Annotated in this window: 29 protein-coding genes and 2 tRNA genes; 20 read left to right on the plus strand and 11 right to left on the minus strand. The window is 67.9% G+C overall.

Annotated elements, in window-relative coordinates; all coding sequences use genetic code 11:
- Positions 1-11: 11 nt before the first annotated feature.
- Positions 12-449 carry a PilZ domain-containing protein gene (locus KF780_04545; GenBank protein ID MBX3561064.1) on the minus strand — a complete coding sequence of 146 codons (438 nt, stop codon included), beginning with the start codon at positions 447-449 and terminating at the stop codon, positions 12-14.
- A gap of 133 nt (positions 450-582) precedes the next feature.
- Here KF780_04545 and KF780_04550 point away from each other — a divergent pair, with 133 nt between their 5' ends.
- Both KF780_04550 and KF780_04555 read left to right on the plus strand, forming a co-directional pair.
- Positions 583-1,587 (plus strand): low specificity L-threonine aldolase, encoded by a 1,005-nt coding sequence (locus KF780_04550; protein ID MBX3561065.1) that lies wholly within the window; start codon positions 583-585, stop codon positions 1,585-1,587.
- Positions 1,584-2,591: an EamA family transporter gene (locus KF780_04555; protein MBX3561066.1), complete on the plus strand. Its 1,008-nt coding sequence runs from the start codon at positions 1,584-1,586 to the stop codon at positions 2,589-2,591. Before KF780_04550 ends, KF780_04555 begins: the two co-directional genes overlap by 4 nt.
- Here KF780_04555 and KF780_04560 read toward each other — a convergent pair.
- Both KF780_04560 and KF780_04565 read right to left on the minus strand, forming a co-directional pair.
- Positions 2,543-2,616, minus strand: a tRNA-Gly gene (locus KF780_04560). The two genes, KF780_04555 and KF780_04560, sit on opposite strands and share 49 nt — an antisense overlap.
- A 155-nt stretch (positions 2,617-2,771) precedes the next feature.
- Positions 2,772-4,646: a S9 family peptidase gene (locus KF780_04565; protein MBX3561067.1), complete on the minus strand. Its 1,875-nt coding sequence runs from the start codon at positions 4,644-4,646 to the stop codon at positions 2,772-2,774.
- A gap of 351 nt (positions 4,647-4,997) precedes the next feature.
- On the opposite strand from KF780_04565, the gene nhaA reads away from it, so the two are divergent.
- Positions 4,998-6,290 (plus strand): Na+/H+ antiporter NhaA, encoded by a 1,293-nt coding sequence (gene nhaA, locus KF780_04570; GenBank protein ID MBX3561068.1) that lies wholly within the window; start codon positions 4,998-5,000, stop codon positions 6,288-6,290.
- Positions 6,291-6,298: 8 nt separating this feature from the next.
- Here nhaA and KF780_04575 read toward each other — a convergent pair.
- Positions 6,299-6,385 (minus strand) — tRNA-Tyr (locus KF780_04575).
- 71 nt (positions 6,386-6,456) lie between these two features.
- Positions 6,457-7,191 (minus strand): hypothetical protein, encoded by a 735-nt coding sequence (locus KF780_04580; GenBank protein ID MBX3561069.1) that lies wholly within the window; start codon positions 7,189-7,191, stop codon positions 6,457-6,459.
- Between the two features lie 100 nt (positions 7,192-7,291).
- Between KF780_04580 and rlmB the strand changes: the two genes are divergently transcribed.
- On the plus strand, positions 7,292-8,029 hold the full coding sequence (rlmB, locus tag KF780_04585) for a 23S rRNA (guanosine(2251)-2'-O)-methyltransferase RlmB (protein MBX3561070.1): 738 nt from the start codon (positions 7,292-7,294) through the stop codon (positions 8,027-8,029).
- A 3-nt stretch (positions 8,030-8,032) separates the two neighbouring features.
- On the opposite strand, the gene KF780_04590 is transcribed toward rlmB, so the two are convergent.
- Positions 8,033-8,350: a 2Fe-2S iron-sulfur cluster binding domain-containing protein gene (locus KF780_04590; GenBank protein MBX3561071.1), complete on the minus strand. Its 318-nt coding sequence runs from the start codon at positions 8,348-8,350 to the stop codon at positions 8,033-8,035.
- Positions 8,351-8,430: 80 nt separating this feature from the next.
- Between KF780_04590 and KF780_04595 the strand changes: the two genes are divergently transcribed.
- Positions 8,431-9,048, plus strand: coding sequence for a DNA-3-methyladenine glycosylase 2 family protein (locus tag KF780_04595; GenBank protein MBX3561072.1), 618 nt, complete (start codon positions 8,431-8,433; stop codon positions 9,046-9,048).
- Between the two features lie 651 nt (positions 9,049-9,699).
- Here KF780_04595 and KF780_04600 read toward each other — a convergent pair.
- Positions 9,700-10,035 (minus strand): hypothetical protein, encoded by a 336-nt coding sequence (locus KF780_04600; GenBank protein MBX3561073.1) that lies wholly within the window; start codon positions 10,033-10,035, stop codon positions 9,700-9,702.
- Positions 10,036-10,230: 195 nt separating this feature from the next.
- Here KF780_04600 and KF780_04605 point away from each other — a divergent pair, with 195 nt between their 5' ends.
- On the plus strand, positions 10,231-10,725 hold the full coding sequence (locus tag KF780_04605) for a hypothetical protein (GenBank protein MBX3561074.1): 495 nt from the start codon (positions 10,231-10,233) through the stop codon (positions 10,723-10,725).
- A 50-nt stretch (positions 10,726-10,775) separates the two neighbouring features.
- Here KF780_04605 and KF780_04610 read toward each other — a convergent pair whose 3' ends face one another.
- Both KF780_04610 and KF780_04615 read right to left on the minus strand, forming a co-directional pair.
- Positions 10,776-11,474, minus strand: coding sequence for a pirin family protein (locus tag KF780_04610; protein MBX3561075.1), 699 nt, complete (start codon positions 11,472-11,474; stop codon positions 10,776-10,778).
- A gap of 144 nt (positions 11,475-11,618) precedes the next feature.
- Positions 11,619-12,242, minus strand: a complete 624-nt coding sequence (locus tag KF780_04615) for an FMN-dependent NADH-azoreductase (protein ID MBX3561076.1) — start codon at positions 12,240-12,242, stop codon at positions 11,619-11,621.
- A 96-nt stretch (positions 12,243-12,338) separates the two neighbouring features.
- Between KF780_04615 and KF780_04620 the strand changes: the two genes are divergently transcribed.
- The 7 genes from KF780_04620 to KF780_04650 all read left to right on the plus strand — a co-directional run bounded on the left by KF780_04620 (position 12,339) and on the right by KF780_04650 (position 20,097).
- Positions 12,339-13,274 (plus strand): LysR family transcriptional regulator, encoded by a 936-nt coding sequence (locus KF780_04620; GenBank protein MBX3561077.1) that lies wholly within the window; start codon positions 12,339-12,341, stop codon positions 13,272-13,274.
- Positions 13,275-13,393: 119 nt separating this feature from the next.
- Positions 13,394-14,308, plus strand: coding sequence for an aldo/keto reductase (locus KF780_04625; protein ID MBX3561078.1), 915 nt, complete (start codon positions 13,394-13,396; stop codon positions 14,306-14,308).
- A complete protein-coding gene (locus KF780_04630) occupies positions 14,298-15,599 on the plus strand; it encodes an MFS transporter (protein ID MBX3561079.1) in 1,302 nt (433 codons plus the stop codon). Before KF780_04625 ends, KF780_04630 begins: the two co-directional genes overlap by 11 nt.
- Complete coding sequence (locus KF780_04635; protein ID MBX3561080.1) at positions 15,535-17,463, plus strand: DUF885 domain-containing protein; 1,929 nt, start codon at positions 15,535-15,537, stop codon at positions 17,461-17,463. Before KF780_04630 ends, KF780_04635 begins: the two co-directional genes overlap by 65 nt.
- Entirely contained in the window at positions 17,463-17,729 is a 267-nt protein-coding gene (locus KF780_04640) for a DUF3297 family protein (GenBank protein ID MBX3561081.1), read from the plus strand. The genes KF780_04635 and KF780_04640 overlap by 1 nt, the downstream gene beginning before the upstream one ends.
- Positions 17,730-17,801: 72 nt before the next feature.
- Entirely contained in the window at positions 17,802-18,749 is a 948-nt protein-coding gene (locus tag KF780_04645; protein ID MBX3561082.1) for an NAD(P)H-binding protein, read from the plus strand.
- 61 nt (positions 18,750-18,810) lie between these two features.
- Complete coding sequence (locus tag KF780_04650; GenBank protein MBX3561083.1) at positions 18,811-20,097, plus strand: amidohydrolase family protein; 1,287 nt, start codon at positions 18,811-18,813, stop codon at positions 20,095-20,097.
- Between the two features lie 9 nt (positions 20,098-20,106).
- Here KF780_04650 and KF780_04655 read toward each other — a convergent pair whose 3' ends face one another.
- Both KF780_04655 and KF780_04660 read right to left on the minus strand, forming a co-directional pair.
- Entirely contained in the window at positions 20,107-20,511 is a 405-nt protein-coding gene (locus KF780_04655) for an acyl-CoA thioesterase (GenBank protein ID MBX3561084.1), read from the minus strand.
- A gap of 40 nt (positions 20,512-20,551) precedes the next feature.
- Entirely contained in the window at positions 20,552-21,346 is a 795-nt protein-coding gene (locus tag KF780_04660; GenBank protein ID MBX3561085.1) for an undecaprenyl-diphosphate phosphatase, read from the minus strand.
- A gap of 166 nt (positions 21,347-21,512) precedes the next feature.
- On the opposite strand from KF780_04660, the gene KF780_04665 reads away from it, so the two are divergent.
- From KF780_04665 to KF780_04695, 7 genes are all read left to right on the plus strand, one after another.
- Positions 21,513-21,992 (plus strand): hypothetical protein, encoded by a 480-nt coding sequence (locus KF780_04665; protein ID MBX3561086.1) that lies wholly within the window; start codon positions 21,513-21,515, stop codon positions 21,990-21,992.
- Between the two features lie 61 nt (positions 21,993-22,053).
- Positions 22,054-22,725 carry a glutathione S-transferase family protein gene (locus tag KF780_04670; GenBank protein ID MBX3561087.1) on the plus strand — a complete coding sequence of 224 codons (672 nt, stop codon included), beginning with the start codon at positions 22,054-22,056 and terminating at the stop codon, positions 22,723-22,725.
- A gap of 37 nt (positions 22,726-22,762) precedes the next feature.
- Complete coding sequence (locus tag KF780_04675; protein MBX3561088.1) at positions 22,763-23,335, plus strand: NifU family protein; 573 nt, start codon at positions 22,763-22,765, stop codon at positions 23,333-23,335.
- Positions 23,336-23,420: 85 nt separating this feature from the next.
- The gene (gene tsaB, locus KF780_04680) at positions 23,421-24,047 is read left to right on the plus strand and encodes a tRNA (adenosine(37)-N6)-threonylcarbamoyltransferase complex dimerization subunit type 1 TsaB (protein MBX3561089.1); all 627 of its coding nucleotides are present in this window, start codon (positions 23,421-23,423) and stop codon (positions 24,045-24,047) included.
- Positions 24,044-24,538: a GNAT family N-acetyltransferase gene (locus KF780_04685; protein MBX3561090.1), complete on the plus strand. Its 495-nt coding sequence runs from the start codon at positions 24,044-24,046 to the stop codon at positions 24,536-24,538. Before tsaB ends, KF780_04685 begins: the two co-directional genes overlap by 4 nt.
- A gap of 103 nt (positions 24,539-24,641) precedes the next feature.
- The gene (locus KF780_04690) at positions 24,642-25,064 is read left to right on the plus strand and encodes a MucR family transcriptional regulator (GenBank protein ID MBX3561091.1); all 423 of its coding nucleotides are present in this window, start codon (positions 24,642-24,644) and stop codon (positions 25,062-25,064) included.
- Positions 25,065-25,172: 108 nt separating this feature from the next.
- Positions 25,173-25,595: a transcriptional repressor gene (locus KF780_04695; GenBank protein ID MBX3561092.1), complete on the plus strand. Its 423-nt coding sequence runs from the start codon at positions 25,173-25,175 to the stop codon at positions 25,593-25,595.
- Positions 25,596-25,599 lie beyond the last annotated feature (4 nt).

A 25,599-nucleotide genomic window follows, 5' to 3' on the forward strand; every position in this document is an offset into this window, starting at 1 on the left:
CAATTCTTCTCTCAATCCCCCCGCTCCGGCAGGGTTAGCCCGACGGTCACGCTCCACGCCTGCGCGGCTTTCCGCTCTTTCGCATTCATACCCAACGTCAGCGCCGCGCGGCCAAAACGATAAGGCGAGGCGGGCGGTTCCGTCCGGCGCCCAATATGGACGAGCAACTCGTTCTCGTCGATCATGTAATGGAATTCCAGCCCGAGGCGTCCATGCGCTGACCAGGCGACATTGGCCGGAACCTTGGTCGCGCCGCGCTCGAACACCACTTCGGTGCCTGACGGCGGCGTTGTCGCACATTCCAGCAACGCGCCCTTGCGGGACAAATCGCGCAACCTTGCGGTGAGGGTGCCGGCGGGTGTCTTGAGCTTGGCGGAAAGCAGCACGCGCGCGCGTTTGGCCGTGCGCTTGCCGCTTGTTCCGGCCTGCAAGAACGATACGTCACCCATTGCCCGCCATTCCTCCTCACTCTTGATCTATGACAAGAGATGCGATGCAAAAATTTTCTTAAAGATTCGTTTAAAATCCCGACCCACCGTTCCCCATTTTCAAGCATGGTGGATTGGTTCTATGGCGCTGGCCATGCGCTTTTTTTCCGACAATGCGGCGGCGGCCTGCGCGGAGGTTCTGGCGGCGATGGCGGCGGCCAACCGACTCGACACCGCCTATGATGGCGATGGCTTCAGCGCGCGGCTTGACGGCGTGCTGTCCGATCTCTTCGAAACGAATGTGGAAGCCTTGTGGGTAGCGACCGGAACTGCGGCGAACAGTCTCGCCCTCGCCGCTCTGTGTCCGCCGCACGGCGCGATCGTCTGTCATCGCGACGCGCATATCCAGAATGACGAATGCGGCGCCCCGGAATTCTACACCCATGGCGCGAAGCTGCTGCTTGCCGAAGGCGCGGGCGCGAAGCTGACGCCGGACGGCGTGACTGGCCTGCTCGCGGGCGTGCGCGACGATGTCCACCAGGTCCAGCCCGCGGCGCTGTCGATCACCAACGCCACCGAATATGGTCTGGTCTACACGCCGGACGAGACGGCGGCGCTCGGGGAGTTGTGCCGCGCCCGCAGCCTCGGCTTCCATGTCGATGGCGCGCGGTTCGCCAATGCGGTGGCGCGATTGGGCTGCACCCCCGCCGATCTCACCTGGAAAGCGGGAGTGGACGCCTTGTCCTTCGGTTTCGTCAAGAATGGCGGGCTGTCGGCCGAATGCCTCGTCTTCTTCCGCGAAGGGCTGGCCGGCGCGACGCGCTATCGCCGCAAACGGGCCGGGCACCTTTTGTCGAAGGGCCGCTACATGGCGGCCCAGATCCTGGCGATGCTGGACGGCGATCTGTGGCTGCGCAATGCGCGCGCCGCCAATGGGGCCGCCGCCCGGCTTGCCGAGGCGGCCGGCGCGGATCGGATGGTCTTGCCGGCCGAGGCCAATGAGATTTTCATCCGGGTAACGCCGGGCGAAGCGGCGGCGTTGCGCGCCCAGGGCTTCGATTTCTACGATTGGGGGCCGGGCGAGGCGCGGCTGGTGACGAGCTGGGACAGCGATGCCGGTCATGTCGCGGCATTGGCTGCGGCGATCGCCGCGCTGTGAGCGAGGCGGCGGGGTTCCGCGATCCGAGGGTTCTGATACCTTTTCTCCTGGTCACCCTGATCTGGAGCTCGACCTGGATTGTCATCAAGGACCAGATCGGCACGGTGCCGGCGCCCTGGTCAGTGACCTATCGCTTCCTGATCGCCGGCGCCGCGATGTTCGTGATCGCCCTGGCGAGCGGCGCGCCGCTGCGCATCGACGCGCGCGGCCATGGCTGGGCGCTGGCGATCGGGCTTCCGCAGTTCGCGGTCAACTTCAATCTCGTCTACACCGCCGAGCATTACATTACCTCGGGTCTGGTGGCCGTCCTGTTCGCCTTGCTGATGGTGCCGAACACCCTGCTCGCCTGGGCGCTGTTCGGACAGCGGCCGACGGCGCGCTTCGTGATCGGCTCGGCGGTCGCGTTGGGTGGCATCGCCCTGCTTTTCGTGCAGGAGGCGCGGGTCGCGGCCGTTTCGACCTCGGCGGTGCTGGCCGGCATCGGCTTCACCCTGGTCGCGGTGCTCGCCGCTTCGGCCGCCAATGTCATGCAGCTCTCGCCGGGCGTGAAGAGCCGGCCGATCGTCGTGATGCTGGCCTGGGCGATGCTCTACGGCGCCTTGTGCGATGGCCTGTTCGCGCTCGCCGTCCACGGCCCGCCGGTCGCCGAGGCGCGGCCCGGCTACTGGCTCGGCGTCCTCTATCTCGGCCTTGTCGCCTCGGCGCTCACCTTCCCGCTCTATTTCAACATCATCCGCCAGATCGGCCCGGGCAAGGCGGCCTATTCGAGCGTGCTGATCCCCATTCTCGCCATGGCGATCTCGACGGCGGCGGAAGGCTATCGCTGGTCGGCGCTGGCGGCGGCCGGCGGGATGCTCGCCATCGCCGGTCTGATCATCGCATTGCGCGCCGGACGCGCCCCCGCAGTGGCCGCGCCGATGGAATCGTGCGGCAATTGTGGCGAGGAAGAAGAGGATGGAGCGGGTAGCGGGAATCGAACCCGCATCACAAGCTTGGAAGGCTAGTGCTCTACCATTGAGCTATACCCGCGAAACCATGCGCGCGCCCAGTGCCATTACCGGGGTGGCGGCGTCAACATCGGTTCCGCGGATGCTCGCGCCGGCAGAGGGCGGTCCTCGAACTTTCTCAATGGACGCCAGCAGACATGGCGCCGGCGTCCCGATCGGAATCGAGAGCGGCCACGATTAACCGGCGCCGAGATTCGCGGCCAAAAACTCCTCCAGCTCGCGCAGCATCTGTATGCGCGTTTCCGCGTCTGACAACCAATGATCGTCGCCGCGCAGCTCCACGAAGCGGACATCCCTGCCGGCGGCGCGGAGACGATCGAGCATGCGTCGCGACTGCGCGATCGGCACCACGGTGTCGTCGCTGCCGTGCATCAGGAGGATCGGGATGCGGATGCGATCGGCCATGTGCACGGGGGAGACATCGCGAATTCGGTCGCGATCTTCGGCGCGATCCCCGATCGACAGCCGCCACCAGTCCGACGTCATGCTTCTCTCCCCGGTCATCGCCTGACGCTGGCGCAGGAATTCGTTGAGATCGGCCACTCCCGCGACGCTGGCCGCGCATCGATACAGATCGGGCGTCAGGGTGGCGCCGGCGAGCGCCGCATAGCCGCCATAGGAAGCGCCGACGATGCACACGCGCCGCGGATCGGCGATGCCGGCGCGGACAAGCGCGGCGAGGCCGTCTTCCACATCGTCTTGCATCAGGCCGCCCCATTGCCGCCGGCCGGCACGCTCCCAGCTCGCGCCATAGCCGGTCGATCCTCGGAAATTGGGTTGCAGCACGGCATAGCCCCGGGAGACCAGGAAGGCCGCCCACCAGTCGAAGCCCATCGTATCGCGGGCGTGCGGGCCGCCATGGACGAGCAGGACGAGGGGCAGGCCGCGCGCGCCGGCCCCGGGCAGCGTCAGATAGGCGGGAATCGCCGTGCCGTCGCGGGCGCGGTAGGTGATGGAATGGCGCACGCTGCCGCTCACGCCCGTAATGTCCGGGTAGAGCATGCCGATCCGCTCCAGCGTTTCGTCGGCGGGGGAGAAGACGTAATAGCCGCCGCCGTCGAGGCTGCGTTCGCCATAGACGAGGATGCGCCGTCGGTCCCTCGACCATGACTGGAGCATCACCGTGCCGCCGGCGAAGCGCGCCGCGATCGCGTCATGGGCCGCCTGCAACGCGGCATCGAAGAAGCGCTGCTTCGCGTCTTCCTCGGTCCAGTGGACGCCGACGACCCGGCGTGTCCATGGATCGACGATCGCGCCGCCGACATCGTGGTTTTCGGCCGCGAACAACAGACTGCGCTGGCCGTTGGTGCGATCGATGGCGAAGAGACGGCGGAATTCGCCGGCCTCGTCCTCGTCCAGGACCGCGATCCGGCCGTCGGGCAGCAGGCCCAAAGCGGAGATTGGCGCCCCCGTTTCGGACACGTCCTGCATCAGCAGGCGCTGGCTGTCCCTGTCATAGACGAACAGACTCCATCGGTTCGACATTTCGTGGGAATCGAAGCGCGCCACGACCGTACCCCGCTCATCGAGCAGGAAGCCCAGCGTGTCCGCGTTCGCGCCGGGAACACGCATCGTCTGCGCCCGGCCGCTCGCCAGATTCACGCGGAACAGCGTGGCCTGGCTTCCTCGGGCCGTCGATGTCGCTCCAATCAGGCGGCCATGGCCCTGGTCGCCCTCGATGGGCGCGATCAGGAAGGCGCCTTGATCCTGCCATTGCTCCTGCTGGTTGGTGGTCAGCAGCTCGACCCGGCGCGTGGCAAGATCGAGCACGCCCGTCCGATAGTAATCGACGCGGCGGGGCGCGCCGCGGAACCGGACATATTCGGGCAGCACGCTTCCCGGGCGAAATGTCCGGCTGATCTCGAACGTCACGCGGCCGTCATCGGCCCAGCCGACGCTGCGCAGCCGGCTATGGTCGGGGACCGATGCCCGAAGGACGATCTGCCGCGCATCGAGATCGACGACATGGATGAAGGCGCCATCGGCGGCGGAAGTCGCCAGCGCGACCCGATTCCCGCTCGGAGAGATGGCCGCATCAGCGATGGCGGGCAAGCGCCCGAAAATCTCGGCTTGGGAAACGGGTTGGGCAATCGCGGGGACGCTTGGCCAAAGCAAAACGAACCAAATCAGCCGCGCCCAGATCTTCATCTACTGTTCCCCCTGTCGGAAGGCGCATTAGCTTGGGAATATGAGGCACATCAAGAAGCGCCGTTATTCGGTTTCAATGAAGATACGCTCTGGTTCCCGGCATAACGGCCGGTCCCAGCCTGCCCTTCGCGCGGCGCGGCTTGATGGCTGGCCGGCAAGGTCTTAAATCTCGCCGCACGGCGTGTGCTGCGTGCGCCCGGGCCATCGGTCCGAATACGGAGAACGGTTCGCAATCGTTTTTCGGAGTTTCGCGCCATGTCTGTCCCATCATCCGCAAAACCCGCCGACAGAGCCCGGGCACCTTCCGCGCTCCGCCATTTCCTCGACAGCGAGGCGGCGGGCGGCATCCTGCTGATGGTCGCCGCGGCGCTGGCGCTGATCGTCGCCAACGGCCCACTTGGCGCGGCCTATCAGCATATCCTCCATGTCGAGACCGGGCCGGTGCTCACGCCGAAGCTCGGGCCGATGACCGTGCATCTGTGGATCAACGATGGGCTGATGGCGATCTTCTTTCTGCTCGTCGGGCTGGAGATCAAGCGCGAGTTCGTCGACGGGCGGCTCGCCAGCTGGAGCCAGCGGCGCCTGCCGATGGTGGCCGCCGCCGCCGGCATGGCGGTGCCGGCGATCGTCTATCTCCTCATCGCGACGCGCGCGCCTGGCCTCGCCAATGGCTGGGCGATCCCGGCGGCGACCGACATCGCCTTCGCGATCGGCGTGCTCGCCTTGCTCGGCAGCCGCGCGCCGACGTCGCTGAAGCTGTTCCTCACCACCGTCGCGATCGTCGACGATCTGGGCGCGGTGGCGATCATCGCGCTGGCCTATACCGACAGCCTCGACACGCTCGCGCTCGGCGTCGCGGCGGGCCTGTGGTTCGCCATGTATGCGCTGGGCAAGAGCGGTGTCAGGCGGCTCTGGCCGTTCCTGCTGCTCGCCGTCGGCCTGTGGTATGCGGTGCTGCTCTCCGGCGTCCATGCGACGGTCGCCGGCGTGCTCGCCGCCGCAGCCATTCCGATCGTGAAGACGCCGGGCTCGCCGGACGCGCCCCATTCGCCGCTGCACCGGCTGGAGCACGCGCTGGCGCCCTGGGTCGCCTTCGGCATCGTGCCCTTGTTCGGTTTCGCCAATGCGGGCGTTTCGCTCGCCGGCATCGGGCTCGGCGATCTGCTCGCGCCGCTGCCGCTCGGCATCGCCGCCGGCCTGTTCCTCGGCAAGCAGATCGGCATTTTCGGCGCGGTCTGGCTGGCGGTGCGCTTCGGCCTTGCCGCCCGGCTGCGCGGGGCGACCTGGGTGCAAATCTACGGTGTGTCGCTGATCTGCGGCATCGGCTTCACGATGAGCCTGTTCATCGGCGGTCTCGCCTTTCCGGGCCGGCCGGAGCTGGCCGAGGAGGCGAAGATCGGCATCCTGCTCGGCTCGCTGGTCTCGGCGGTGGCGGGCTATCTGGTGCTGCGCTTCGCCAGCCCGCATCCCCGTCAGGACGAAGCGGCAGCGGGCATCCGCGCGGAGATCGCGGAAGATGGCGATGCCGCGACGCTGGAAGCGCGCTGATCGCGCTCTGGTGGACAGGGCTGGATTCGAACCAGCGTAGGGGCAACCCCGGCAGATTTACAGTCTGCTGCCTTTAACCACTCGGCCACCTGTCCGTGCTGAGCGTTCCGACAAGGAAGGCGGCTCCCTTGGCGAAAGGGAGCGCCGCTGTCAACGCATCCGGCCGTCACCGGAGGCCGGTCATCATGTCGGTGAAGGCGAACCAGGCGGGCGTCGTGGACAGCGGGAGACGCAGGAACTGGACCAGCACCGTCGCCGCCCCGCCCCAGATCCAGACCCGGTGGACGCGCCCACGGTTCGCCCAGTCATAGGCGATGCCGGCCAGGATGAAGAGGTCCGTCGCCAGGAAGAAGCCGGGCGGGCCGAGCGGACCGATGCCGGGCACGCGCGCGAAGGCGGCGCCGAGCAGCGAGATCGAGGCGAGCAGCATCAGCCTTTTGTGCGTCTCCGCCGCGTTGCGCCAACAGACGCCGAGGCCGACGAAAAGCCCGAACATGACCGCGTCGAAAAAAGGCAAAGCGAAGAACATCCGCGCGTCGGGAAGGCCGATCGGCGGGCCGCCGCGCTTCACCGATTCGATGGCCGCGACGATGGCGAGCGGCACCATCAGCGCGGCGAGCGCGGCGCCGGCATAGCCGAGACGGCGATGCAGCGTCCTGCGGCCGCCGGCGATCAGCATCGGCTGCCCGGCCGCCAGCAGGAACCAGGCGGTGAAGACGAGGCCGTGGACATGCAGCGTCGTCGTGAGCGGCGGCATGCCGGGCGGCGGCGTCATCCAGTGCGAGAGATAGTAGCTGCGCGAGAAGCCGATGAAGACGACGGCGAGCGCCAGCAGGCCCATCGATGTGTAGAATAGGCGGTCGTTGCGCCATCGCACGGCGGGTTGAGCGGCACTTGCCATGATCCGAGCCCCCTCAGATGCCCGGGATGACTATCATGGTGGCCAAGCCGCGGCAACGCGGCCGCTTGCCATCGCCGGCGGAGCGCGCCAAGGCGGCGCGATGCGACGCAAGGCCCGCCAGGCGACGAAGCCCGAGAACCGCCCCCGTTTCTGGGGCCGCCACGCCGTGGGCGCGGCGCTTGCCAATCCCGAACGCGCGATCGTCCGCATCTGGGCGACGCGCGAGGCGGCGGGACAGCTCGATATCGATGCCGGTATCCCGGTCACCTTCGCCGACGTCGCCGATCTCGGCCGGCTGGTGCCGCACGACGCGCCGCACCAGGGCGTGGTCGCGGAGGTCGAGCGGCTGGAGGATATCCTCCTCGCCGACCTGCTCGACCGAGCCGAGGACGGCCGGCCGCTGCTGGTGCTCGATCAGGTCACCGACCCGCACAATGTCGGTGCGATCCTGCGCTCGGCCGCCGCGTTCGACGCGCTCGGCATCGTCACGCAGGACCGGCACGCGCCGGGCGAATCGGGCGCGCTGGCCAAGGCGGCGAGCGGGGCGCTGGAGACGGTGCCCTGGGCGCGCGTGGTCAATCTCTCCCGCGCGCTCGACGACATGGCGGCGGCGGGCTTCTGGCGGATCGGTCTCGCCGGCGCGGCGGAGGCGGGCCTCGCCGAGGCGCTGGGCCCGGCGCGGGTCGCCTTGGTGCTGGGCGCGGAGGGCGAGGGGCTGCGCCACAATGTCGCGGCCCATTGCGATTCGCTGGCCCGGCTGCCGATCAGCGACAGAGTGGAGAGCCTCAACGTCTCCAACGCCGCGGCGATCGCTCTCTACGCGGCGAGCATCGCCTGAAGCTCAGTCCTCCGGCGCGATCGTGACGCGCAGGCCGTCCAGTTCGGCGGTGAACAGGATCTGGCAGGAGAGGCGGCTGGCTTCGGTCCTGTGATCGGACGTGTCGAGCAGGTCGTCCTCGTCCGCCTTGGGCGCGCCGACCGCAGCTATCCACTCGCCATCGACATGGACGTGGCAGGTGGCGCAGGAGCAGCAGCCCCCGCACAAGGCGAGCAGCTCGTCCACGCCGGCGTCGCGGATATTCTCCATCACGCTCCAGCCGGCCTTGCCTTCGACGGTGCGTTCGGTGCCGTCGCGCGCGACGATGGTGAGCTGGGGCATCGGGATATCCTGATCGCAAGAAAGAAGAGGCGGTCGCGCGGTCCTATGCTAGGCGCATGGCCGAAGATCAAGGAGCGACGATGGGACTGACGGCGGAGCAATTGCGGGCGTCGCTCGACGCGCTGGGCGGGATCGAGCCGGCCTTCGCGGCGGCGCGGGCCCGGATCGGCGATCCCGAGCCGCGCATTCGTGAGCGGGGCTACGAGACGCTGCTGCGCGCGATCGTCGGCCAGCAGGTCAGCATCAAGGCAGCGGCCTCGATTCTCGCCAAGGTCGAGGCGGCGACCGGCGGCATCGCCGATCCGGCCCGGGTCGCCGCCACGTCCGACGCCGACCTGCGCGCCGCCGGCCTGTCGGGCCAGAAGGTCCTCTATGTGAAGAGCCTGGCGGAAGAGGTGCTCGCCGGCCGGCTCGATCTCGCCGCCTTGCCGGCGGACGACGAGGCGGCGATCGCGGCCCTGACCCAGGTAAAGGGGATCGGCCGGTGGAGCGCCGAGGTCTATCTGCTGTTCGCGGAAGGGCGGCCGGACATCTGGCCGGCGGGCGACCTGGCGGTGCGACAGGAAGTGGGGCGCATCCTCGGCCTCGCCGATCACCCGACGGAGAAACAGGTGCGCGAGCTGGCCGAAGCCTGGCGCCCCCATCGCGGCGCGGCGGCGATCTTCGCCTGGCATCACCGCCATATCGTGGCGCTCTGAAGGGGCGCGAGTATCGAGCGCGATACGGTCCGGGCCGGATCGGCCCTCTCTCTGTTAAGTTTACCAAGTTGTCGGGGTCGGGGGTGTTTTTGCGGGTGCTTCCAAGACGATCGGACTGCGCATTTCAAAGAGCCGGCGAATCGGAGCCTGACCCCCGATTCGGGCACGAGCCTGACAGGGCATTTCCTACATTGGAAGCGGATGGCGGGAGGTCCGCTTTCGACCTGTTGCGGTCATTCGCGTTCAATGACAATTCTCTCCCTCATGCAGATAATCATCAGACGCCGCCCGATCGGCGAGGCACCGGAATGGGTTCGAAACGCTTGGATAGGTTTGACCCTTCCAACGATCTCGAAGAGCGAGGGTAGCTGGGCCAGCTATGGTGTTCTCAGTGGTCCCCACGACATGTTCGGACAGCTTTGGGCACTCTTCAGAGGCAAGTCGCCCCGAATCCGGGGTCATATAGTTGCCGCAAAAGCAGCGGTTGACCTGTTGGCCGAGACCAGGCCCGATGCGGCTGAGTGGTGGCGTCAGAATACGCCAAAGCTGGTCAGCGGGCGCCATCAGTTTCTTTTCGATGCCGATTGCTGCGAGCCAATATAGTTCGCGACCCTCTCCCTCAAGGGAAGCGGGCGCCAGCTTTGTTATGAACTATTCCGCCGCCTGGCTCAGATAGCCTTCCTGGGCGCTCTGGCGGAGCAGCGGGAAGACGTCGGCATAGCCGTAATCGACCACCGCGCGTAGCCGGTAGGAGATAGCGGCCGGGCGGCGCGGGGCCGGTGTCGCGATCGGCGGGACGAGGCGCGGTCGGCCCTGCGGGCGGCGCACGACCATGTCCTTGAACCATTCGCCGACATAGGTGCCGTCGAAGCGGTGCACCCGCGAGCCGACGATCCGCGCCAGCGGCAGTCCTTCCAGATCGTAGATGTTCATTTCGAAAACGAAGCCGACGGGCTCGCCGTCGGTGCTGTAGACGTACATCGCCATGGAGTGAATGTGCCCCGATCCCGAACGGGCCGGAATCGCGGCCCGTCACGGGTGAACCTGCGCAGCTTTCGCCCCGTCGCGCGAGGGCGGCTGCGGCGGGTTGTTTTCCGGCGTCGGCGAGTGGATGATCGGACGTGAAGAACCCCGTAATAACCGTATAAGCCATTGGAATAGTGGTAAGTTGGAGAACCTGGGATGCCGCCGAGAATCGCTCTTCCCATCGCAATCGCGCTGGCCGCGGCCGCCGCGCCGCTGGCCGCGCAGAACAGCACGCAGCCCCAGGCCGCGCCGCCGCCGGCGACGGGCGCGCCGCCGCCCGCCGCGACACCCGTCCAGCCCCCGGCCGGTACCCAGCCCGCGCCGACGATCGTGACCATCCCGCCCGATCAGGCGCCCCCCGCACCCGAGCCGGTCGAGGCCGCGCCGCCGCCCGCGCCGGAGCCGGCACCGATGACGATCTCGCCGGACGCAGCCTATCCGAACGGCTTCGCCGATCCCGACGATCCGTTCGGCAACGATCTCTCGCTCGCCGATCATGGCGAGAGCGGCGGGTTCGATTGGGGATTGCTGGGGCTGCTCGGCCTGTTGGGGCTCATCCCGCTTTTGCGCAAAGGCGGCCGGACCACCCGCACGGTCTATGTCGACCGCGACGATCCGAAGCGAGTGATCCGGGAAGAGGTGGAGGACTGAGGCCTTCTCCCTCTCCCCGGCGGGGAGAGGGGGTGAAGCAAGGTCGCGCCCTAGCGCGCATCGACCAGGACGATCTCGGCTTCCTCGATCGCCTCGATCGTGACCTTCGCCTCGCCGGTGACGGCGACGCCGTCGCGGGCCTCGGCGCGCACGCCGTTGACCGCGATCGCGCCTTGGGCGGCGACCAGATAGACGTGCCGCGACGGATCGAGGCTGAGCTCCGCCGTCTCGCCGACCTTCAGCGTCGCGCCCATCACCCGGGCGGCCGAATTGATCTTCAGCGCGTCCGCATCCTCGGCATAGCCGCTGGCGAGCGTGACGAACCTGCCGGAACGGTCCGCTTTGGGGAACTTCATCGCGCCCCAGCTCGGCTCCGCGTTCGGCGTGTCGGTCAGCACCCAGATCTGGAACAGCGTGGTGGCCTCGTCCTCCAGATTATATTCGGCGTGACGCACGCCGGTGCCGGCGCTCATCACCTGCACGTCGCCCGCTTCGGTGCGGCCTTTGTTGCCCATCGAATCCTGATGGGTGATCGCCCCGGTGCGGACATAGGTGATGATTTCCATGTCGCGGTGCGGATGCGGCGGGAAGCCGGACTTGGCGGCGATCTCGTCGTCGTTCCACACCCGGATCGCGCCCCAGCCCATCCGGGCCGGATCGTAATAATCCGCGAAGGAGAAATGGTGGCGGGCGTTCAGCCAGCCATGGTCGGCATGGCCGAGCGTCGGGAATTTGCGAACGTCGATCATGATGTCTCTCCTGGCATGCGCCCCTCCCTTTGGGGGAGGGGCGGCTTATGGACGGAGCGGCGCGGACGCCGGTGGGGGGAAGGCGTCGGGCGCCGCCCCGTCCTGATGTCCCTCCGGGATGGGCAGGGAGGGACGTCGTGAGCTTCAGGCCGCGAGCGGCAGCTCGTCGCGGGCGAATTCGGCCAGTTGCCCGCTTGCTTCGTCGATCGAGGCTTCGGCGGCCTCGGGACCGAAGGCGAGCTTTTCGGCACGCACCCAGGTCACGTCGGCAAGGCCCATGAAGCCCAGCATCGCGCGCAGATGCGGCTCCTGGGCGTCCATGATTGCCGCCGGGCCCTCGCTGTAGAGGCCGCCGCGGCTTTCGATCACCACCGTCTTCTTGCCGGTGAGCAGGCCCACCGGGCCGTTCTCGCCATAAGAGAAAGTGACGCCCGCGCGCAGGACATGGTCGAACCAGGCCTTGAGCGTGGACGGGATACCGAAATTGTACATCGGCGCGCCGATGACGACGATGTCGGCCTGCTGCAGCTCCTCGATCAGCGCATCGGACAGCGCGCGCGCCTCGAGCTCGGCCGGGGTCTCGGGCTGGCCCTTGATCGCCTTCACCGTCTCGGCGGTAAGATGTGGCAGCGGATTGGCGCCGACATCGCGCAGCACGACATGGGCGGCGGGATTGGCGGCGCGGAGGTCGTCGATGAAGCGCGCCGCGAGGCCGCCGGAGACGGAGCTGCCGGCATTGGCGCTGCTGTTGATGACCAGGATATTCATGGCGTTTCCCCTTGGGTTTCGTGTTTGCGAACCCGGAGATAATCGAGTAGCAGCGTTGTCAGAAGATCACGCTCGATCATCATGGTGTTACGGAATATGGAACGCTCATCCACCGATCTCGTCGATGTTCTCTCGTTCGTGCGGGTGGCGGAAACCGGCTCCTTCGCCCGTGCTGCGGAGCGGATGGGCCTGTCGAAGCCGGTCCTGTCGCGCCGCGTCGCGCGGCTCGAGGAGCAACTGGGCGCGCGCCTTTTGACCCGCACCGCCCGGGGCGCGCAGCCGACCGATATCGGCCAGGCTTACTATGCCCGCGCCGCCAACATCCTGGCCGAGCTGGACGCGGCGGAGGAGGTGGTGGCCGAGGCGGTGACGCAGATCGCCGGGCCGATCCGGATCACCGCGCCGCTCACATTCGGCACCGCCCATCTCGCGCCCGCGCTGGCGGAGTTCGTCGAGGCGCATCCCAAGGTCGAGCTCGACATCGAGCTCGAGGACCGCAATGTCGATCTTGCCGGCGGCGGCTACGATCTCGCGGTCAGGATCGGGCGGCTGGCGGATTCGGCGCTGATCGCCCGCCGGATCGCGCCGGTGCGCAAGCATGTGATCGCCAGCCCCGCCTATCTCGCGCAACGCGGCCGGCCGGGAAGGCCGTCGGACCTCGCCGACCACGACATCCTCATTTACGCGCACGAGCAATGGCGCTTCAAAGTGGGCGATCGCTGGGAAACGCCGCGGCTGGCGCCGCGCCTGCGCAGCAACAATGGCGACATGCTGCTCGCCGCCGCCGAGGCGGGGCTGGGCCTGTGCCTGTTGCCCAGCTTCATCGCCGCCCCCGCCTTCGAGCGTGGCGCGGTCGAGCCGGTGCTGATGGATTTCCCGGTCGAGGAAGGCGCGCTCCACGCGGTGATGCCGCCGGGCCGCGCGACCACCGCGCGGGTGCGGGCTCTGGTCGATTTTCTGGTCGCCCGCTTCGGTCCAGAGCCGAGCTGGGACCCGTGCTGGGCGGCGGCGCAGGCCACGCCGGCCGCCTGATCCACAAGCTGCGACAAATCGGGACAAATTGGGGCTTGGTCTGGCTGCGATCGGTCCATAGGCTGATGGCAGGGCGTGGTTGGGGCTGCCCTTCGTTGGGGAAACGAGGAGAGACCGAGATGATCGACCGCCGCACCCTGCTGACCGGCATGGCCAGCCTGCCTTTCATCGCCAAAGCCGCCTTCGCCCAGGCCCCCGCCGCCGGCGCGCTGCGCACGATCCGCATCCCGGGCGCCGACGAAACCGTGCCAGCGATCGGCATCGGCACCGCGCGCCGCTACAGCGACCCGCAGGGCGAGGAGCAGCTGGCGCCGCTGCGCGCCGCGATCGCCCGCTTCGTCGAGCTTGGCGGCAAGGTGATCGACACCGCGCCCTCCTATGGACGCGCCGAGGAAGTGGTCGGCCAGCTCGTCGCGGAGCTGGGCGTGCGCGATCGGCTGTTCCTGGCCACCAAGGTCGGCGTCAATACGCGCGAGGAAGGCGTGGCGCAGATCGAGGCCAGCTTCCGCAAGCTCCGCACCGACCGGCTCGACCTCATTGCGGTCCACAATATCCGCGACGTCGACAACCAGCTCGCCATCCTGGGCGACCTGAAGAGCGCCGGCCGCATCCGCTCGCTCGGCATCACCACCTCGGCCAAGCCGCAATATGAGGCGTTCGAGGCGGTCATGCGCCGCGCCGAGCTCGATTGCATCCAGATCGACTATGCGATCGACAATCGCAGCGCCGCGACACGCATCCTGCCGCTGGCGCAGGAAAAGGGCTGCGCGATCATGATCAACCTGCCTTTCGGCCGCGAGCGGCTGTTCGCCGCGACCCGCGACCGGCCGCTGCCCGATTGGGCGGCGGAGATCGGCGCGACGAGCTGGGCGCAGGTCTTCCTCAAATATGTGCTGTCGCACCCGTCCCACCCGATGCCGATCCCCGGCATGGCGCAGGCCCGTTACATCGACGACAATCTCGGCGCGGCGCGCGGCCCCCTTCCCGACGCGGCGCTGAGAACGCGGATGGAGCAATATATCGATGCGCTTTGAGGCAGCGCCGGGGACGGGGCTGCTCGGCAAGCTGATCGCCGCGGATCGGGACGAGGTTCCGGCGGTCGCCGCCGGCTTCCTCGTCTTCTTCCTGGTCTTCGCCTCCTTCTTCATGCTGCGCCCGGTGCGCGAAGCGTTCGGCAGCGTCGGCGGCGGCGAGGATCTGCCCTGGCTGTTCACCGGCACCTTCGTCGCGACGCTCGTCGTCGTGCCGCTCTACGGCTGGGTCGCGGCCCGGATGCCGCGCCGCCGGCTGCTGCCGATCCTCTATGCGATCACGTCCGTGGTGATGGCCGGCTTCGCGACCAGCCTGGCGCTCAATCCGGAGAGCGTGTGGACGGGCCGCGCCTTCTACATCTGGTATTCGGTCGTGAACCTGTTCGCGATCTCGATCGCCTGGAGCCTGATGGCCGACCTGTTCGAGCGCGAACGCGGCCACCGCCTGTTCGGCCAGATCGCGGCGGGCGCCAGCCTGGGCGGGCTGACCGGGCCGATCCTCTCCGGCGCCCTGGTCATGCGGGTCGGCGAGGCCGGGTTGCTGTTCATCTCCATCGGCCTGTTGCTTTCGTCCCTGATCTTCGTGCGCGCGCTGCTCGGCTGGCGCGACCGGATGGGGCCGCGCACCGATGTGCCGCCGCCCGACCGGATCGGCGGCTCGATCTGGGCGGGCCTGACCCTGGTCGCGCGCTCGCCCTATCTGATCGCGATCGCCGCCTTCGTGCTGCTGCTCACCACCGCCACCACCTTCCTTTATTTCGAGCAGGCGCGGATCGTCGAAGCGGCCTTCCCGGATCGCGCCGAGCGCACGCGGGTGTTCGCCGCGATCGACACGCTCGTCCAGTCGCTCACCATCCTGATCCAGATTTTCTTCACCGGGCGGCTGGCCAGGCGGCTCGGCGTCACCGTGCTGCTCGTCGCGGTGCCGGCGACGATGATGTTCGGCTTCGGCCTGCTCGCGCTCGCCGCGACCTTCCCGGTGCTCGTCTTCGTGATGATCGTGCGCCGGGTGGGCGAATATGCCCTGGTCCGGCCGGGCCGCGAGATGCTGTTCACGCCGGTCGATGCCGAGACCAAGTACAAGGCCAAGAACGCGATCGACACCTTCGTCTATCGCGGCGGCGACGCGATCTCCGGTTGGGCCTATACCGGCATCGTCGCCATCGCCTCGACCGGCGCGGTCGCGATCGCGGGCGCAGTCGTGGCCGGGACCTGGGCGGCGCTCGGCTATGCGATCGGGCGCCGGCACGACGGCGCGAGGCCGGACAGTGGACCCGCCGGCCCAAGCCGCTAAAAGACCCCCATTCACCCAGACCGAGGACAGACGCTTGAAGCTCCATCTCCCGCTTGCCGCCCTGCTGCTCGCCAGCGCGGGCATCGCCGTCGCCCAGCAGCAATCCGCGCCCGCTGCGCCCGCCGCCACCACGCTCTCCGCCGAGGACCAGCGGCTCATCGCTTTCCTCGACGCCGCTTTCGACGAGGCCATCGCGAACAATCCGCAGATGCTCACCAGCCTCGGCTCCAAGCGTCTGTATGACCGGCTCAACGATTATACCGACGCCTTCCGCCAGTCGCAGCGGGCGCTGCGCGAGCGCCAGCTCGCCCGGCTGCGCGCCGAATTCGATCCGGCCCGCCTCGGCCCGTCCGGCCGCCTCTCCTATCGCCTGTTCGAACAGCAGATCGAGGATGAGGGGCGCGCCTTCCAGTGGCGCTGGCATGGCTTTCCGGCGACCACCAACGGCAGTCCGATGGGGAATATCCCGGTCTTCCTGATCAACAACCACCGCATCGACAATGCGGCCGATGCCGAAGCCTATGTCGCGCGTCTCGTCGATGTCGAGCGCGCGTTCGGCGAGATCGCGGCGAACATGCGGCATCAGGCGAGCCTGGGCATCGTCCCCGCCCGCCTCAACTTCGCGCCGGTGCGCCAGGACGGCCTGCGCATCCTCTCCGGCGCGCCGTTCACGGGCGAGGGTACCAATGTCGTGCTCGCCGATTTCACGACCAAGGTGAACCGGCTCGATATCGCGCAGGGCGAGAAGGACCGGCTGATCGCCGCCGCGCGCGACGCGCTCGCCGGGCCGTTCCGGCGCGGCTACGACACGTTCTTCGCCGTCCTCGACGAGATCGAACCGCGCGCGACGGGCAATGACGGCGCCTGGAGTCTGCCCGACGGCGCCGGCTTCTACGCCCAGCGGCTGCGCCAGTCGACGACCACCGATCTCACGGCGGAGCAGATCCACCAGACCGGATTGGAACAGGTCGCGCGCATCCACCGCGAGATGGAGCGGATCAAGGCCCAGGTGGGCTTCACCGGCTCGCTCCAGGACTTCTTCCGCCACATCAACACCGGCGCCGAGTTCAAATATCCGAACACGGAGCAGGGGCGTGAGCAGTATCTGGCCGACGCGCGGGCCTTCGTCGCGCAGGTGATGGAGGTCGCGCCGCAATGGTTCCGGCGGCTGCCGCAGGCCGCGCTGGAGGTCCGCGCGGTCGAGCCGTTCCGCCAGGAGACGGCGGCCGTCGCCTTCTACAACCGGCCGACGCCGGACGGTTCGCGCCCCGGCATCTATTATGTGAACCTCGCCGACATGAACCAGGTGCTGCGTCCGCAGACCGAGGCGATCTCCTATCATGAGGGCGCGCCGGGCCATCATTTCCAGATCGCGCTGGCGCAGGAGTTGCCGGGCGTACCGCGCTTCCGCCGCCTCGGCGGCTATGGCGTCTATTCGGAAGGCTGGGGCCTTTATGCCGAGGGGCTCGGCAAGGAGATGGGATTCTATCAGGATCCGATTTCCGAGTTCGGCATGTATTCGACCCAGCTCTGGCGCGCGATCCGCCTCGTGGTCGACACCGGCCTCCACCACCATCGCTGGAGCCGCGAGCGGGCGATCGCCTATTTCACCGAGAACGGCCTGCTGTCCGAGCGCGACGTGATCAAGGAGGTGGAGCGCTACATCAACAATCCCGGCCAGGCGACGAGCTACATGATCGGGCAATTGAAGATCCTGGAGCTGCGCGACCGCGCGCGCCAGGCGCTCGGCGACCGCTTCGACATCCGCGATTTCCACGCGGTCGTGCTGGAGAACGGCGCGGTGCCGCTCGACGTGCTCGAGGAGATGGTCGACGCCTGGATCGCGGCGCGGAGGAACGGCTGATGTCCGCTACGCCCCCCGATCGCCTGTCCAACAATCCGCGCAGCCCGCATTTCGACATGGCGGCGCTGCAGCGCGGCGTCGGCATCCGCTTCAAGGGCCGCGAGCGCGAGGATGTCGAGGAATATTGCGTCTCCGAAGGCTGGATCCGCGTGGCTGCCGGCAAGGCGGTGGACCGTCACGGCATGCCGGTGACGGTGAAGCTCAATGGCGAGATCGAGACCTGGTGGCGCGAGGAAGGTGAAGGCGAGGACGCGGCGGAAGACTGAGCCGCGGCGCGCTTGCCAAGGCGGGCCGGCTTCGGCAAGGAGGCGGCGCATTTTCGCGAAGGCTGCTCACAGATGACCGTAAAGACCGACCGGCTGGTCACGCTCTTCGGCGGCGGCGGATTCGTCGGCCGCTACGTCGTCCAGGCGCTGCATGCGCAGGGCGCGCGCGTCCGCATCGCCTCGCGCACGCCGGAGCGGGCCTGGTTCCTGAAGCCGCTGGGCGGCCTCGGCCAGACCCAGTTCGCCCGCGCCGATATCGCCGATCCGGCCTCGGTCGCCGTCGCGGTGGCGGGCGCGGATGCGGTCATCAACCTGGTCGGCATCCTCAAAGGGCGCTTCCAGGCCGTGCATGTCGACGGCGCGCGCAACGTCGCCGAAGCCGCGGCCGCTGCCGGGGCTTCCGCGCTGGTTCAGGTCTCGGCGATCGGCGCCGATCCCGAAAGCGCCAGCGCTTACGGACGGTCCAAGGGCGAGGGCGAGGCGGCGGCGCGCGCGGCCTTCCCCGGCGCGACGATCCTGCGCCCGTCCATCCTGTTCGGGCCGGAAGACGATTTCGTGAACAAGTTCGCCCGGATGGCGCAATGGCTGCCCGCCCTGCCGGTGATCCGGGGCGACTGGAAGGTGCAGCCGCTCTTCGCCGCCGATCTCGGCAAGGTGGTCGCCGCCGCCGCGCTCGATCCGGCGGCGCATGGCGGCAGGACCTATGAGCTGGGCGGGCCGCAGGCGACGACGATGCGCGCGCTCAACCAATGGGTGGTGGAGGCGACCGGCCGCCGCCGCGCCGTGTTCGATATTCCGGACGCGATCGGCCGCCCGATGGTCCGTCTCACCGGCTGGGCGCCCGGCGCGCCGATGACCTGGGATCAATGGCTGATGCTGCAACAGGACAATGTCGCGGACCCGGCCCTGCCCGGGATCGACGCCTTCGGGATCCGCCCGATGCCGCTCGCCGCCGTCGCGGACAGCTGGCTCAGCCCCTATCGGCGCAACGGCCGCTTCGGGATGCCCGCCGCCGGTTGAGTCGCCGGCCTTGCGTGGGCGGCAACGGTGTGCTACAATTGTAGCACACCACGGAGGGTTCATGACATTCTTCATTTCACCGGCCGCGCGGCTTCGTCGCGCCATCGCCGGTATGTTTCTTTGCCTGTTCGCGATCGCTGCCGCGCACGCCGACTCTCCGGCCGCGCCGCAGGGGCCGACGCTCGCGCTCACCGGCGGGCTCTGGTTCGACGGCGAGCGGTTCGTGCCGGCCGCATGGTATGCGGTCGGCGGCCGGCTGACCGCGACGCGGCCGGAGCGGATCGATGCGACCGTCGATCTCGCCGGGCGCTATGTGCTTCCGCCCTTCGTCGAGGCGCACAATCACGACATGCAGAATGCCGGCTTCGCCGCGGTCTCGATCGGCAAGAATCTGCGCCAGGGCGTCTTCTATTCGGTGCAGATGTGCTCGAAGCCGGGCAATGACCGCGCCTTCTCGCGCCTGTTCAATACGCCCGGCACGATCGACATCCTCTATGCGGAGGCGTGCATCTCCAGCTCGGACGGGCATCCGCTGGGCATCAGCCTCGCTTCCTATCGACAGGCGGGGATCGAACCGGATGCGGACGAGGCGAGGGCCCGCTTCGATCCGATCGACTCGCTCGAGGATTTCGAGCGGCTCTGGCCGGAGATCGCCGCGCGCGAACCGGCGCTGATCAAGGTCATCCTGGTCAACAGCGAGCGGCAGGCCGCGAACCGCGCCGATCCCGACACGTTCGGCTTTCGCGGCATCGATCCGGAGCTGCTCGCGCCGATCGTCGCGCGGGCGCGCGAAGCCGGCATCCGCGTTGCGGTTCACGTCGACAGCGCCGGCGATTTCGCCACCGCCGTCGCCGCAGGGCCGGACATGATCGTCCATCTGCCCGGCTATCGCTTCGCGCGCGGCTTCGGCGCGGCGGATTACCGCATCGCGGACGATGTGGCGGCCGAAGCGGCGCGGCGCGGCATCTTCGTCATCACCACCGCCAATGTCGCCTCATTCTCGGCGCGCCAGCCCTGGGCGGCGGAGCTGCGCGCCATGCAGATCGAAAATCTGCGCCTGCTGCGGGAGGTGGGCGTGCCGCTGATCATCGGCAGCGACAATGTGATGGGCACGGTGGTGGACGAGGTGCTCTATCTGGACGGGCTCCAGATCATGCCCCGCGCCGAATTGCTGCGCCGGGCGACGATCGACACGGCGGAAGCGATGTTCCCTGGCCGCGAGATCGGCGCGTTCCGCGAGGGCGTGGAGGCCAGTCTGATCGCCTTCGACGCCGATCCGCTGGAGACGCCCGACGTGCTACGCAGCCCCGCCGTTCGCATCCGGCAGGGTTCGCTGCTGGCGAATTGAGCGGGGGCGTTATTCCGGCAGGAAGCGGCGCACGACGTCGCGGGCGAGCCGCGCCGGGCGCAGGGTCGCGGCATCGAGACAGCACCAGGAGGATTTCACCTCGGCGAGCACCTCGTCGCCGCGCTGGATCAGGGTGCTGAAGAAGGTGCGCGCTCCGCGCACGCCTTCCGCCATCACCACCGCCGCGATCGCGTCGTCGAGGAAGGCGGGGCGGCGATAGGTGATCTCGTGCTTGATCGCGACCCACAGATGCTGTGCGACCGCCTCGGCCGGCGCGACCTTCCGCCAATAGGCGACCACGGCTTCCTGCACCCATTTGAGATAGACCGCATTGTTGACGTGGCCCATGAAATCGATGTCGCCGGGCGCGATGGCGAGCGGATGGACATGGGCGGGCGCGGCTGCGGAGGGCATGCCAGCACCTTACACTGACAAACGTGTCAATAATGCGGCGTCAGAAAAAGGCGAGCAGCGCCGCGCCCAGCGCCACCCGATAGACCACGAAGACCAGCATCGATGCGTGGCGCAGGAAGCGCATCAGGAAGGCCATGGTGGCGAAGGCGGCGACGAAGGTCATCGCGCCGGCGATCAGCGCGTCCCGCTGCATCTGAGCGGTGGCGTCGGCGAGATCGAGCATGGCGAGCGTGCCGGCGCCGGCGACGGCGGGGATGGAAAGCAGGAAGGAGAAGCGCGCCGCCTCGACCCGCTCATAGCCCAGGAAGCGCGCCGCCGTCATCGTGACGCCGGAGCGGCTGGTGCCCGGGATCAAAGCGAGCGCCTGGGCGAGGCCGACCAGGATCGCGTCCTTGAGGCTCATATCCTCATAGCGCTTGTGGCGCGGCCCGATCCGGTCGGCGAGGCCGAGCAGCAGGCCGTAGGCGATGAGGTTGATGCCGACCAAAGTGGTCGAGCGGAACGTGTCGAGATAGCCGCCCTGCTTCAGGAAATAACCGAGCAGCACCGCCGGAATGGTGCCGATCACGATCCACCAGAACAGCCGGCGCTGCGCGGGCGCCTGGCCGATGCCCACCGTCGACAGGCCGCCGCGCGCCAGCCCGATCACCTCGCGGAAGAAGAACAGGATGATGGCGAGCAGGGAACCGACATGGACCGCCACGTCGATCAGCGGCCCCTGATCCGGCATGTGCGTGAATTGGGGAATGAGGATCAGGTGACCGGAAGACGAGATGGGCAGGAATTCGGTCACGCCCTGGACGATGGCGATGATCAGCAATTGCAGGAAGGTCATGGGAAGGGCCCGTTTTTCCGGTTCGTCGAAGGTCTTAGCAGCGCCCGGCTCGCTGGCAACCTCCCTGCGCCGTTCAGGCCAAGGTCATGGAGATTTTGCGACAGATACGCTATATCCGGCGTGCCGCTCGTGTCGGCGCGCCCGTCCGCGTATCGAGGAGAATGTCATGCACAAGCCGCTGGCCGCTTGCATCGCCGCCCTTCTCGCGGTCTCCCCCGCCGCTGCTCACCCCGCCGACGACGAGGATTCCGCCCGGCTCTTGCCCTCGTCGCGCGATGTCGCCGCGATGGCGCCGGCGATCGATCGGATGGTCGGCGTCTTGCTCGATGTCGATGTCGGTCCGATCGTCGATGCCGCCGATCCCTATGCGCGCCATCCCGGCTATGGCCTGCCTGGCCGCTCGCTCGGCGCGCTGGGGCGCAGCCGCGATCCCGATTTCGACCGGCGCTGGCGCGGCGCGCTCTACGGCGGCACGGCGCGGCTCGGCGCGATGATGGATTCGCTCGCCGCGGCCGCGCCCGCTCTGCGTCGCTCGCTGCGCGAGGCCGAAAACGGCATCGCCGCCGCGATCGGAGAGTATCGCGCCCGCCGCGGCGATCCGCGCGGTCCTTATTACGAGGATGACGACGATCCTTTCGAGGATTGAGCCCCGACCGCAAATGAGCGGTGGACTGGCGCGCGAGGCCCATTAAAGGTCTGCCGCGATCATGTGGCAGCTCTATCAATTCCCTCTATGTCCCTATTCGCGCAAGGTCCGGCTCCTGCTGGCCGAAAAGGGCGTCGCGCACGAGCTGGTGCGCGTCTCGCCCTGGGAGCAGGACGACGAATTTTCCGATCTCAACCCGGCCGGCGAGACGCCGGTGCTGGTCGAGGCGGGCAAGGGCATCGCGCTGATCGATTCCGGCGCGATCTGCGACTATTTCGAGGAAACGGTCGATAAGGCGCCGATGATCCCCGGCACCGCCAAGGATCGCGCCGAGATCCGCCGCCTGGTCGCCTGGTTCGACGGGCGGATGCACCGCGAGGTGGTCGAACCGCTGATGCGCGAGCGGATGCACAAGCGGCTGATCCATCGCGCCTCGCCGGACACAAGCGAATTGCGCAAGGCGATGACCGCCTGCAACGCGCATCTGGATTATATCGACTATCTGCTCGATCACCGCCGCTGGCTGGCCGGCCCGGCCCTGACGCTGGCCGATCTCGCCGCCGCCGCGCAGCTTTCGGTCGCCGATTATCTGGGCGGGGTCGATTGGCGCGGCCACAAGCAGACGGCGGACTGGTATGCGGTGATGAAGTCCCGCCCCAGCTTCCGTCCCCTGCTCGCCGAACGGATGGAGGTGATCCAGCCGCCGTCGCACTACGACAAGCCGGATTTCTGATCTTGATCAGAGACGCGGCACCGCCCACATCGCTCCCATGCTGATCCAGACCGAAACCACGCCCAATCCGGCGACGCTCAAATTCATGCCCGGCCGGGCCGTGATGGACCATGGCACCCGGGATTTCGCGACGCCGGAGGATGCCGAGGCCTCGCCGCTCGCCGAGGCGATTTTCTCGACCGGCGAGGTGGAAGGCGTGTTCTTCGGGCGCGATTTCGTGTCGGTGACGGCGGCGCCGGGCGTCGAATGGCGCCAGCTGAAGCCGCAGGTGCTCGAAGTGCTGCTCGATCATTTCGCCAGCGACGCCCCCCTGTTCCGCGCCGGCAGCGCGGCGGGCATCGCGGTCGCGCCCGAGCCGGAGATCGACGACGATCCCGCCGATGCCGAAGTGGTCGCCCAGATTCGCGAGCTGATCGACACCCGGGTCCGCCCGGCGGTGGCGAAGGACGGCGGCGACATCGTCTATCGCGGCTTTCGCGAGGGTACGGTCTATCTCGCGCTGCACGGCGCCTGCTCGGGCTGCCCCTCCTCGACGATGACGCTCAAGAACGGCATCGAAAGCCTGCTCAAACATTATGTGCCCGAGGTGGAGACGGTCGAGGCCGTCTGACCCTTCCGCCTTCAAGCCGGCGCAAACTCCCTCTGGACTTGCGCGCGCGCGCGGGTGACGAAGGGGCGATGGGGCGTATGCGTAAATGTTGCTGGTGATCGACAGCGCGACGGCGGCCTGCTCGGCGGCTTTGCTCGGCGACGACGGCGGCCTGATCGGCGAAAGGCACGAATTGGTCGGGCGCGGCCATGCCGAGCGGCTGATGCCGATGATCGCCGATCTGCTGGATGGCCGCCGGCCGGACGCGATCCTGGTCGATTGCGGGCCGGGCAGCTTCACCGGCGTGCGCGTCGGACTCGCCGCCGCCCACGGCCTCGCCATCGGCTGGGGCGTGCCGATGAGCGGCTACAGCGCGATGGCGCTGCTCGCCGCCGCGTCCGGCGCGGTCCCCGTGGCGGTGGCGCTTCAAGGGGGACATGGCGAGCTTTTCGTGCAAAGCTATGGCGGTGATCCGATCGCGCCTTTGGATGAACTCCGCTCTCTCGCGCCGGAAGCCGCCGCGTCGGCGATCGATGCCGATCCCGTCGTCGGCTCCGGTGCCGAGGCGCTGGTCGCGGCGCGGGGCCGGGGCGAATGGCGCGATGCCTTGCCCCGTGCCGCCGACGCCGCCTTGCTGCCGGCGCATCTGCGCGACCTCCCGCCGCGTCCGATCTACGGCCGCGCGCCCGATGCGAAGCCCGTCCAGTGCGGCGTCGAAGGGACGATGAGATGAGCATGGCCGCCATCCGGTTCAGCGAAGGCGGCCTCGCCGATCTGCCGGCGGTGATGACGGTAATGGACGACAGTTTCGAGCCGCGTTTCGGCGAGGCCTGGACAGCGTCGCAATGCGCCGGGTTGATGTCGATGCCCGGAGTCTGGCTGACGCTGGCCGGCGGCGAGGACGGCATGGTCGGTTTCGCGCTCGCCCGGATCGCCGCGGATGAAGCCGAATTGCTGCTGCTGGCCGTGTGCCGGGCGGCGCAACGCCGGAGCGTGGGCCGCACTTTGCTCGCCCGGTTCGAAGCGGCCGCGCGCGCGCGGGGCGCCGCGCGCGTTCATCTTGAGGTGCGCGACGGCAATTCCGCCGTGATCTTGTATCGGAACGCCGGCTTCGAATTGGTCGGCCGCCGGCCGAATTACTATGAAGGGCCGGACGGGCAAAATTTCGATGCGCTCACCTTCGCCAAGTCGATCGGCGACACTGCGGGCATTTCTGCATTTTAACAACATTGTCACTTGTCACCATGACGTCAAAGGACTTATTCCTGACAAGTCTGTCACGGCCAATGACAGACCCCTCTGGCTATAGGAAAGTTGGTGCCTCATCATGGAAAATCAGGACAATTTCGGGGAGACGTTGATCACCCTCACCGCCGATATCGTGTCGGCGCATGTCAGCAACAACAGCGTGGCGGTCTCCGACCTTCCGTTGCTGATCAATAACGTCCATGGCGCGCTCAGCACGCTGGGCAGCGGCAAGGACGAGCCGGCACCGCGGCCAGAGCCGAAGGTCTCGATCCGCGCGTCGATCAAGCCCGACTACATCGTCTGTCTCGAGGACGGCAAGAAGCTGAAGATGCTGAAGCGGCATCTGATGACGCACTACAACATGACTCCGGAAGATTATCGGCAGAAATGGGGTCTTGCCGCCGACTATCCGATGGTCGCGCCGAATTATGCTGAGCAGCGCCGGACGCTGGCCAAGAAGATCGGTCTGGGCACCAAGCGCAAGCGCGCGCCGCGCAAATAGACTGGTTTTCCGTTCAGCAAATGCGCCGCTTCGCTTGCGAGGCGGCGCATTTCCATATGTCGCGCGCGGGCTTTGCGTGCCGCGTCATTCTGCTCTAGAATCGGTGTCATGACCCGAAATATCGACGTAGAGACGCTGTGCGCCGAAAAGGGCCTGCGCCTGACCGAGCAACGCAAGGTGATCGCCAAGGTCCTGTCCGAGGCCGAGGACCATCCCGACGTGGAGGCGCTGCACGCGCGTTCCGCCGCGATCGATCCCGGCATCTCGATCGCCACCGTCTACCGCACGGTGCGCCTGTTCGAGGAGGCGGGCATCCTGGAGCGCCACGATTTCGGCGACGGCCGCGCCCGCTACGAGGCCGCCGCCGAGACCCATCACGACCATCTGATCGATGTCGAGACCGGCAATGTCGTCGAGTTCGTCGACGAGGAGCTGGAGGAATTGCAACGGCGCATCGCCGCCAGGCTCGGCTTCCGGCTGGTCGATCACCGCATGGAGCTCTACGGCGTCGCCCTCTCCCGCGACAACTAAGCCG

The organism is Sphingomonas sp. (assembly GCA_019635535.1).
Lineage (GTDB): Bacteria > Pseudomonadota > Alphaproteobacteria > Sphingomonadales > Sphingomonadaceae > Allosphingosinicella.

Bases quoted from the DNA above. Each gene is read 5' to 3' on its own strand.
- KF780_04635 (MBX3561080.1), top strand. From the start codon at position 15,535: ATGCGATCGGGCGCCGGCACGACGGCGCGAGGCCGGACAGTGGACCCG.
- rlmB (MBX3561070.1), top strand. From the start codon at position 7,292: ATGCGACGCAAGGCCCGCCAGGCGACGAAGCCCGAGAACCGCCCCCGT.
- KF780_04655 (MBX3561084.1), bottom strand. From the start codon at position 20,511: ATGCCCTCCGCAGCCGCGCCCGCCCATGTCCATCCGCTCGCCATCGCG.
- KF780_04595 (MBX3561072.1), top strand. From the start codon at position 8,431: ATGGGACTGACGGCGGAGCAATTGCGGGCGTCGCTCGACGCGCTGGGC.
- KF780_04670 (MBX3561087.1), top strand. From the start codon at position 22,054: ATGTGGCAGCTCTATCAATTCCCTCTATGTCCCTATTCGCGCAAGGTC.
- KF780_04685 (MBX3561090.1), top strand. From the start codon at position 24,044: ATGAGCATGGCCGCCATCCGGTTCAGCGAAGGCGGCCTCGCCGATCTG.
- KF780_04695 (MBX3561092.1), top strand. From the start codon at position 25,173: ATGACCCGAAATATCGACGTAGAGACGCTGTGCGCCGAAAAGGGCCTG.
- KF780_04675 (MBX3561088.1), top strand. From the start codon at position 22,763: ATGCTGATCCAGACCGAAACCACGCCCAATCCGGCGACGCTCAAATTC.
- KF780_04660 (MBX3561085.1), bottom strand. From the start codon at position 21,346: ATGACCTTCCTGCAATTGCTGATCATCGCCATCGTCCAGGGCGTGACC.
- KF780_04590 (MBX3561071.1), bottom strand. From the start codon at position 8,350: ATGCCCCAGCTCACCATCGTCGCGCGCGACGGCACCGAACGCACCGTC.
- KF780_04605 (MBX3561074.1), top strand. From the start codon at position 10,231: ATGCCGCCGAGAATCGCTCTTCCCATCGCAATCGCGCTGGCCGCGGCC.
- KF780_04545 (MBX3561064.1), bottom strand. From the start codon at position 449: ATGGGTGACGTATCGTTCTTGCAGGCCGGAACAAGCGGCAAGCGCACG.
- KF780_04600 (MBX3561073.1), bottom strand. From the start codon at position 10,035: ATGGCGATGTACGTCTACAGCACCGACGGCGAGCCCGTCGGCTTCGTT.
- KF780_04645 (MBX3561082.1), top strand. From the start codon at position 17,802: ATGACCGTAAAGACCGACCGGCTGGTCACGCTCTTCGGCGGCGGCGGA.
- KF780_04690 (MBX3561091.1), top strand. From the start codon at position 24,642: ATGGAAAATCAGGACAATTTCGGGGAGACGTTGATCACCCTCACCGCC.
- KF780_04615 (MBX3561076.1), bottom strand. From the start codon at position 12,242: ATGAATATCCTGGTCATCAACAGCAGCGCCAATGCCGGCAGCTCCGTC.
- KF780_04630 (MBX3561079.1), top strand. From the start codon at position 14,298: ATGCGCTTTGAGGCAGCGCCGGGGACGGGGCTGCTCGGCAAGCTGATC.
- tsaB (MBX3561089.1), top strand. From the start codon at position 23,421: ATGTTGCTGGTGATCGACAGCGCGACGGCGGCCTGCTCGGCGGCTTTG.
- KF780_04625 (MBX3561078.1), top strand. From the start codon at position 13,394: ATGATCGACCGCCGCACCCTGCTGACCGGCATGGCCAGCCTGCCTTTC.
- KF780_04650 (MBX3561083.1), top strand. From the start codon at position 18,811: ATGACATTCTTCATTTCACCGGCCGCGCGGCTTCGTCGCGCCATCGCC.
- KF780_04620 (MBX3561077.1), top strand. From the start codon at position 12,339: ATGGAACGCTCATCCACCGATCTCGTCGATGTTCTCTCGTTCGTGCGG.
- KF780_04550 (MBX3561065.1), top strand. From the start codon at position 583: ATGCGCTTTTTTTCCGACAATGCGGCGGCGGCCTGCGCGGAGGTTCTG.
- KF780_04640 (MBX3561081.1), top strand. From the start codon at position 17,463: ATGTCCGCTACGCCCCCCGATCGCCTGTCCAACAATCCGCGCAGCCCG.
- KF780_04665 (MBX3561086.1), top strand. From the start codon at position 21,513: ATGCACAAGCCGCTGGCCGCTTGCATCGCCGCCCTTCTCGCGGTCTCC.
- nhaA (MBX3561068.1), top strand. From the start codon at position 4,998: ATGTCTGTCCCATCATCCGCAAAACCCGCCGACAGAGCCCGGGCACCT.
- KF780_04610 (MBX3561075.1), bottom strand. From the start codon at position 11,474: ATGATCGACGTTCGCAAATTCCCGACGCTCGGCCATGCCGACCATGGC.
- KF780_04580 (MBX3561069.1), bottom strand. From the start codon at position 7,191: ATGGCAAGTGCCGCTCAACCCGCCGTGCGATGGCGCAACGACCGCCTA.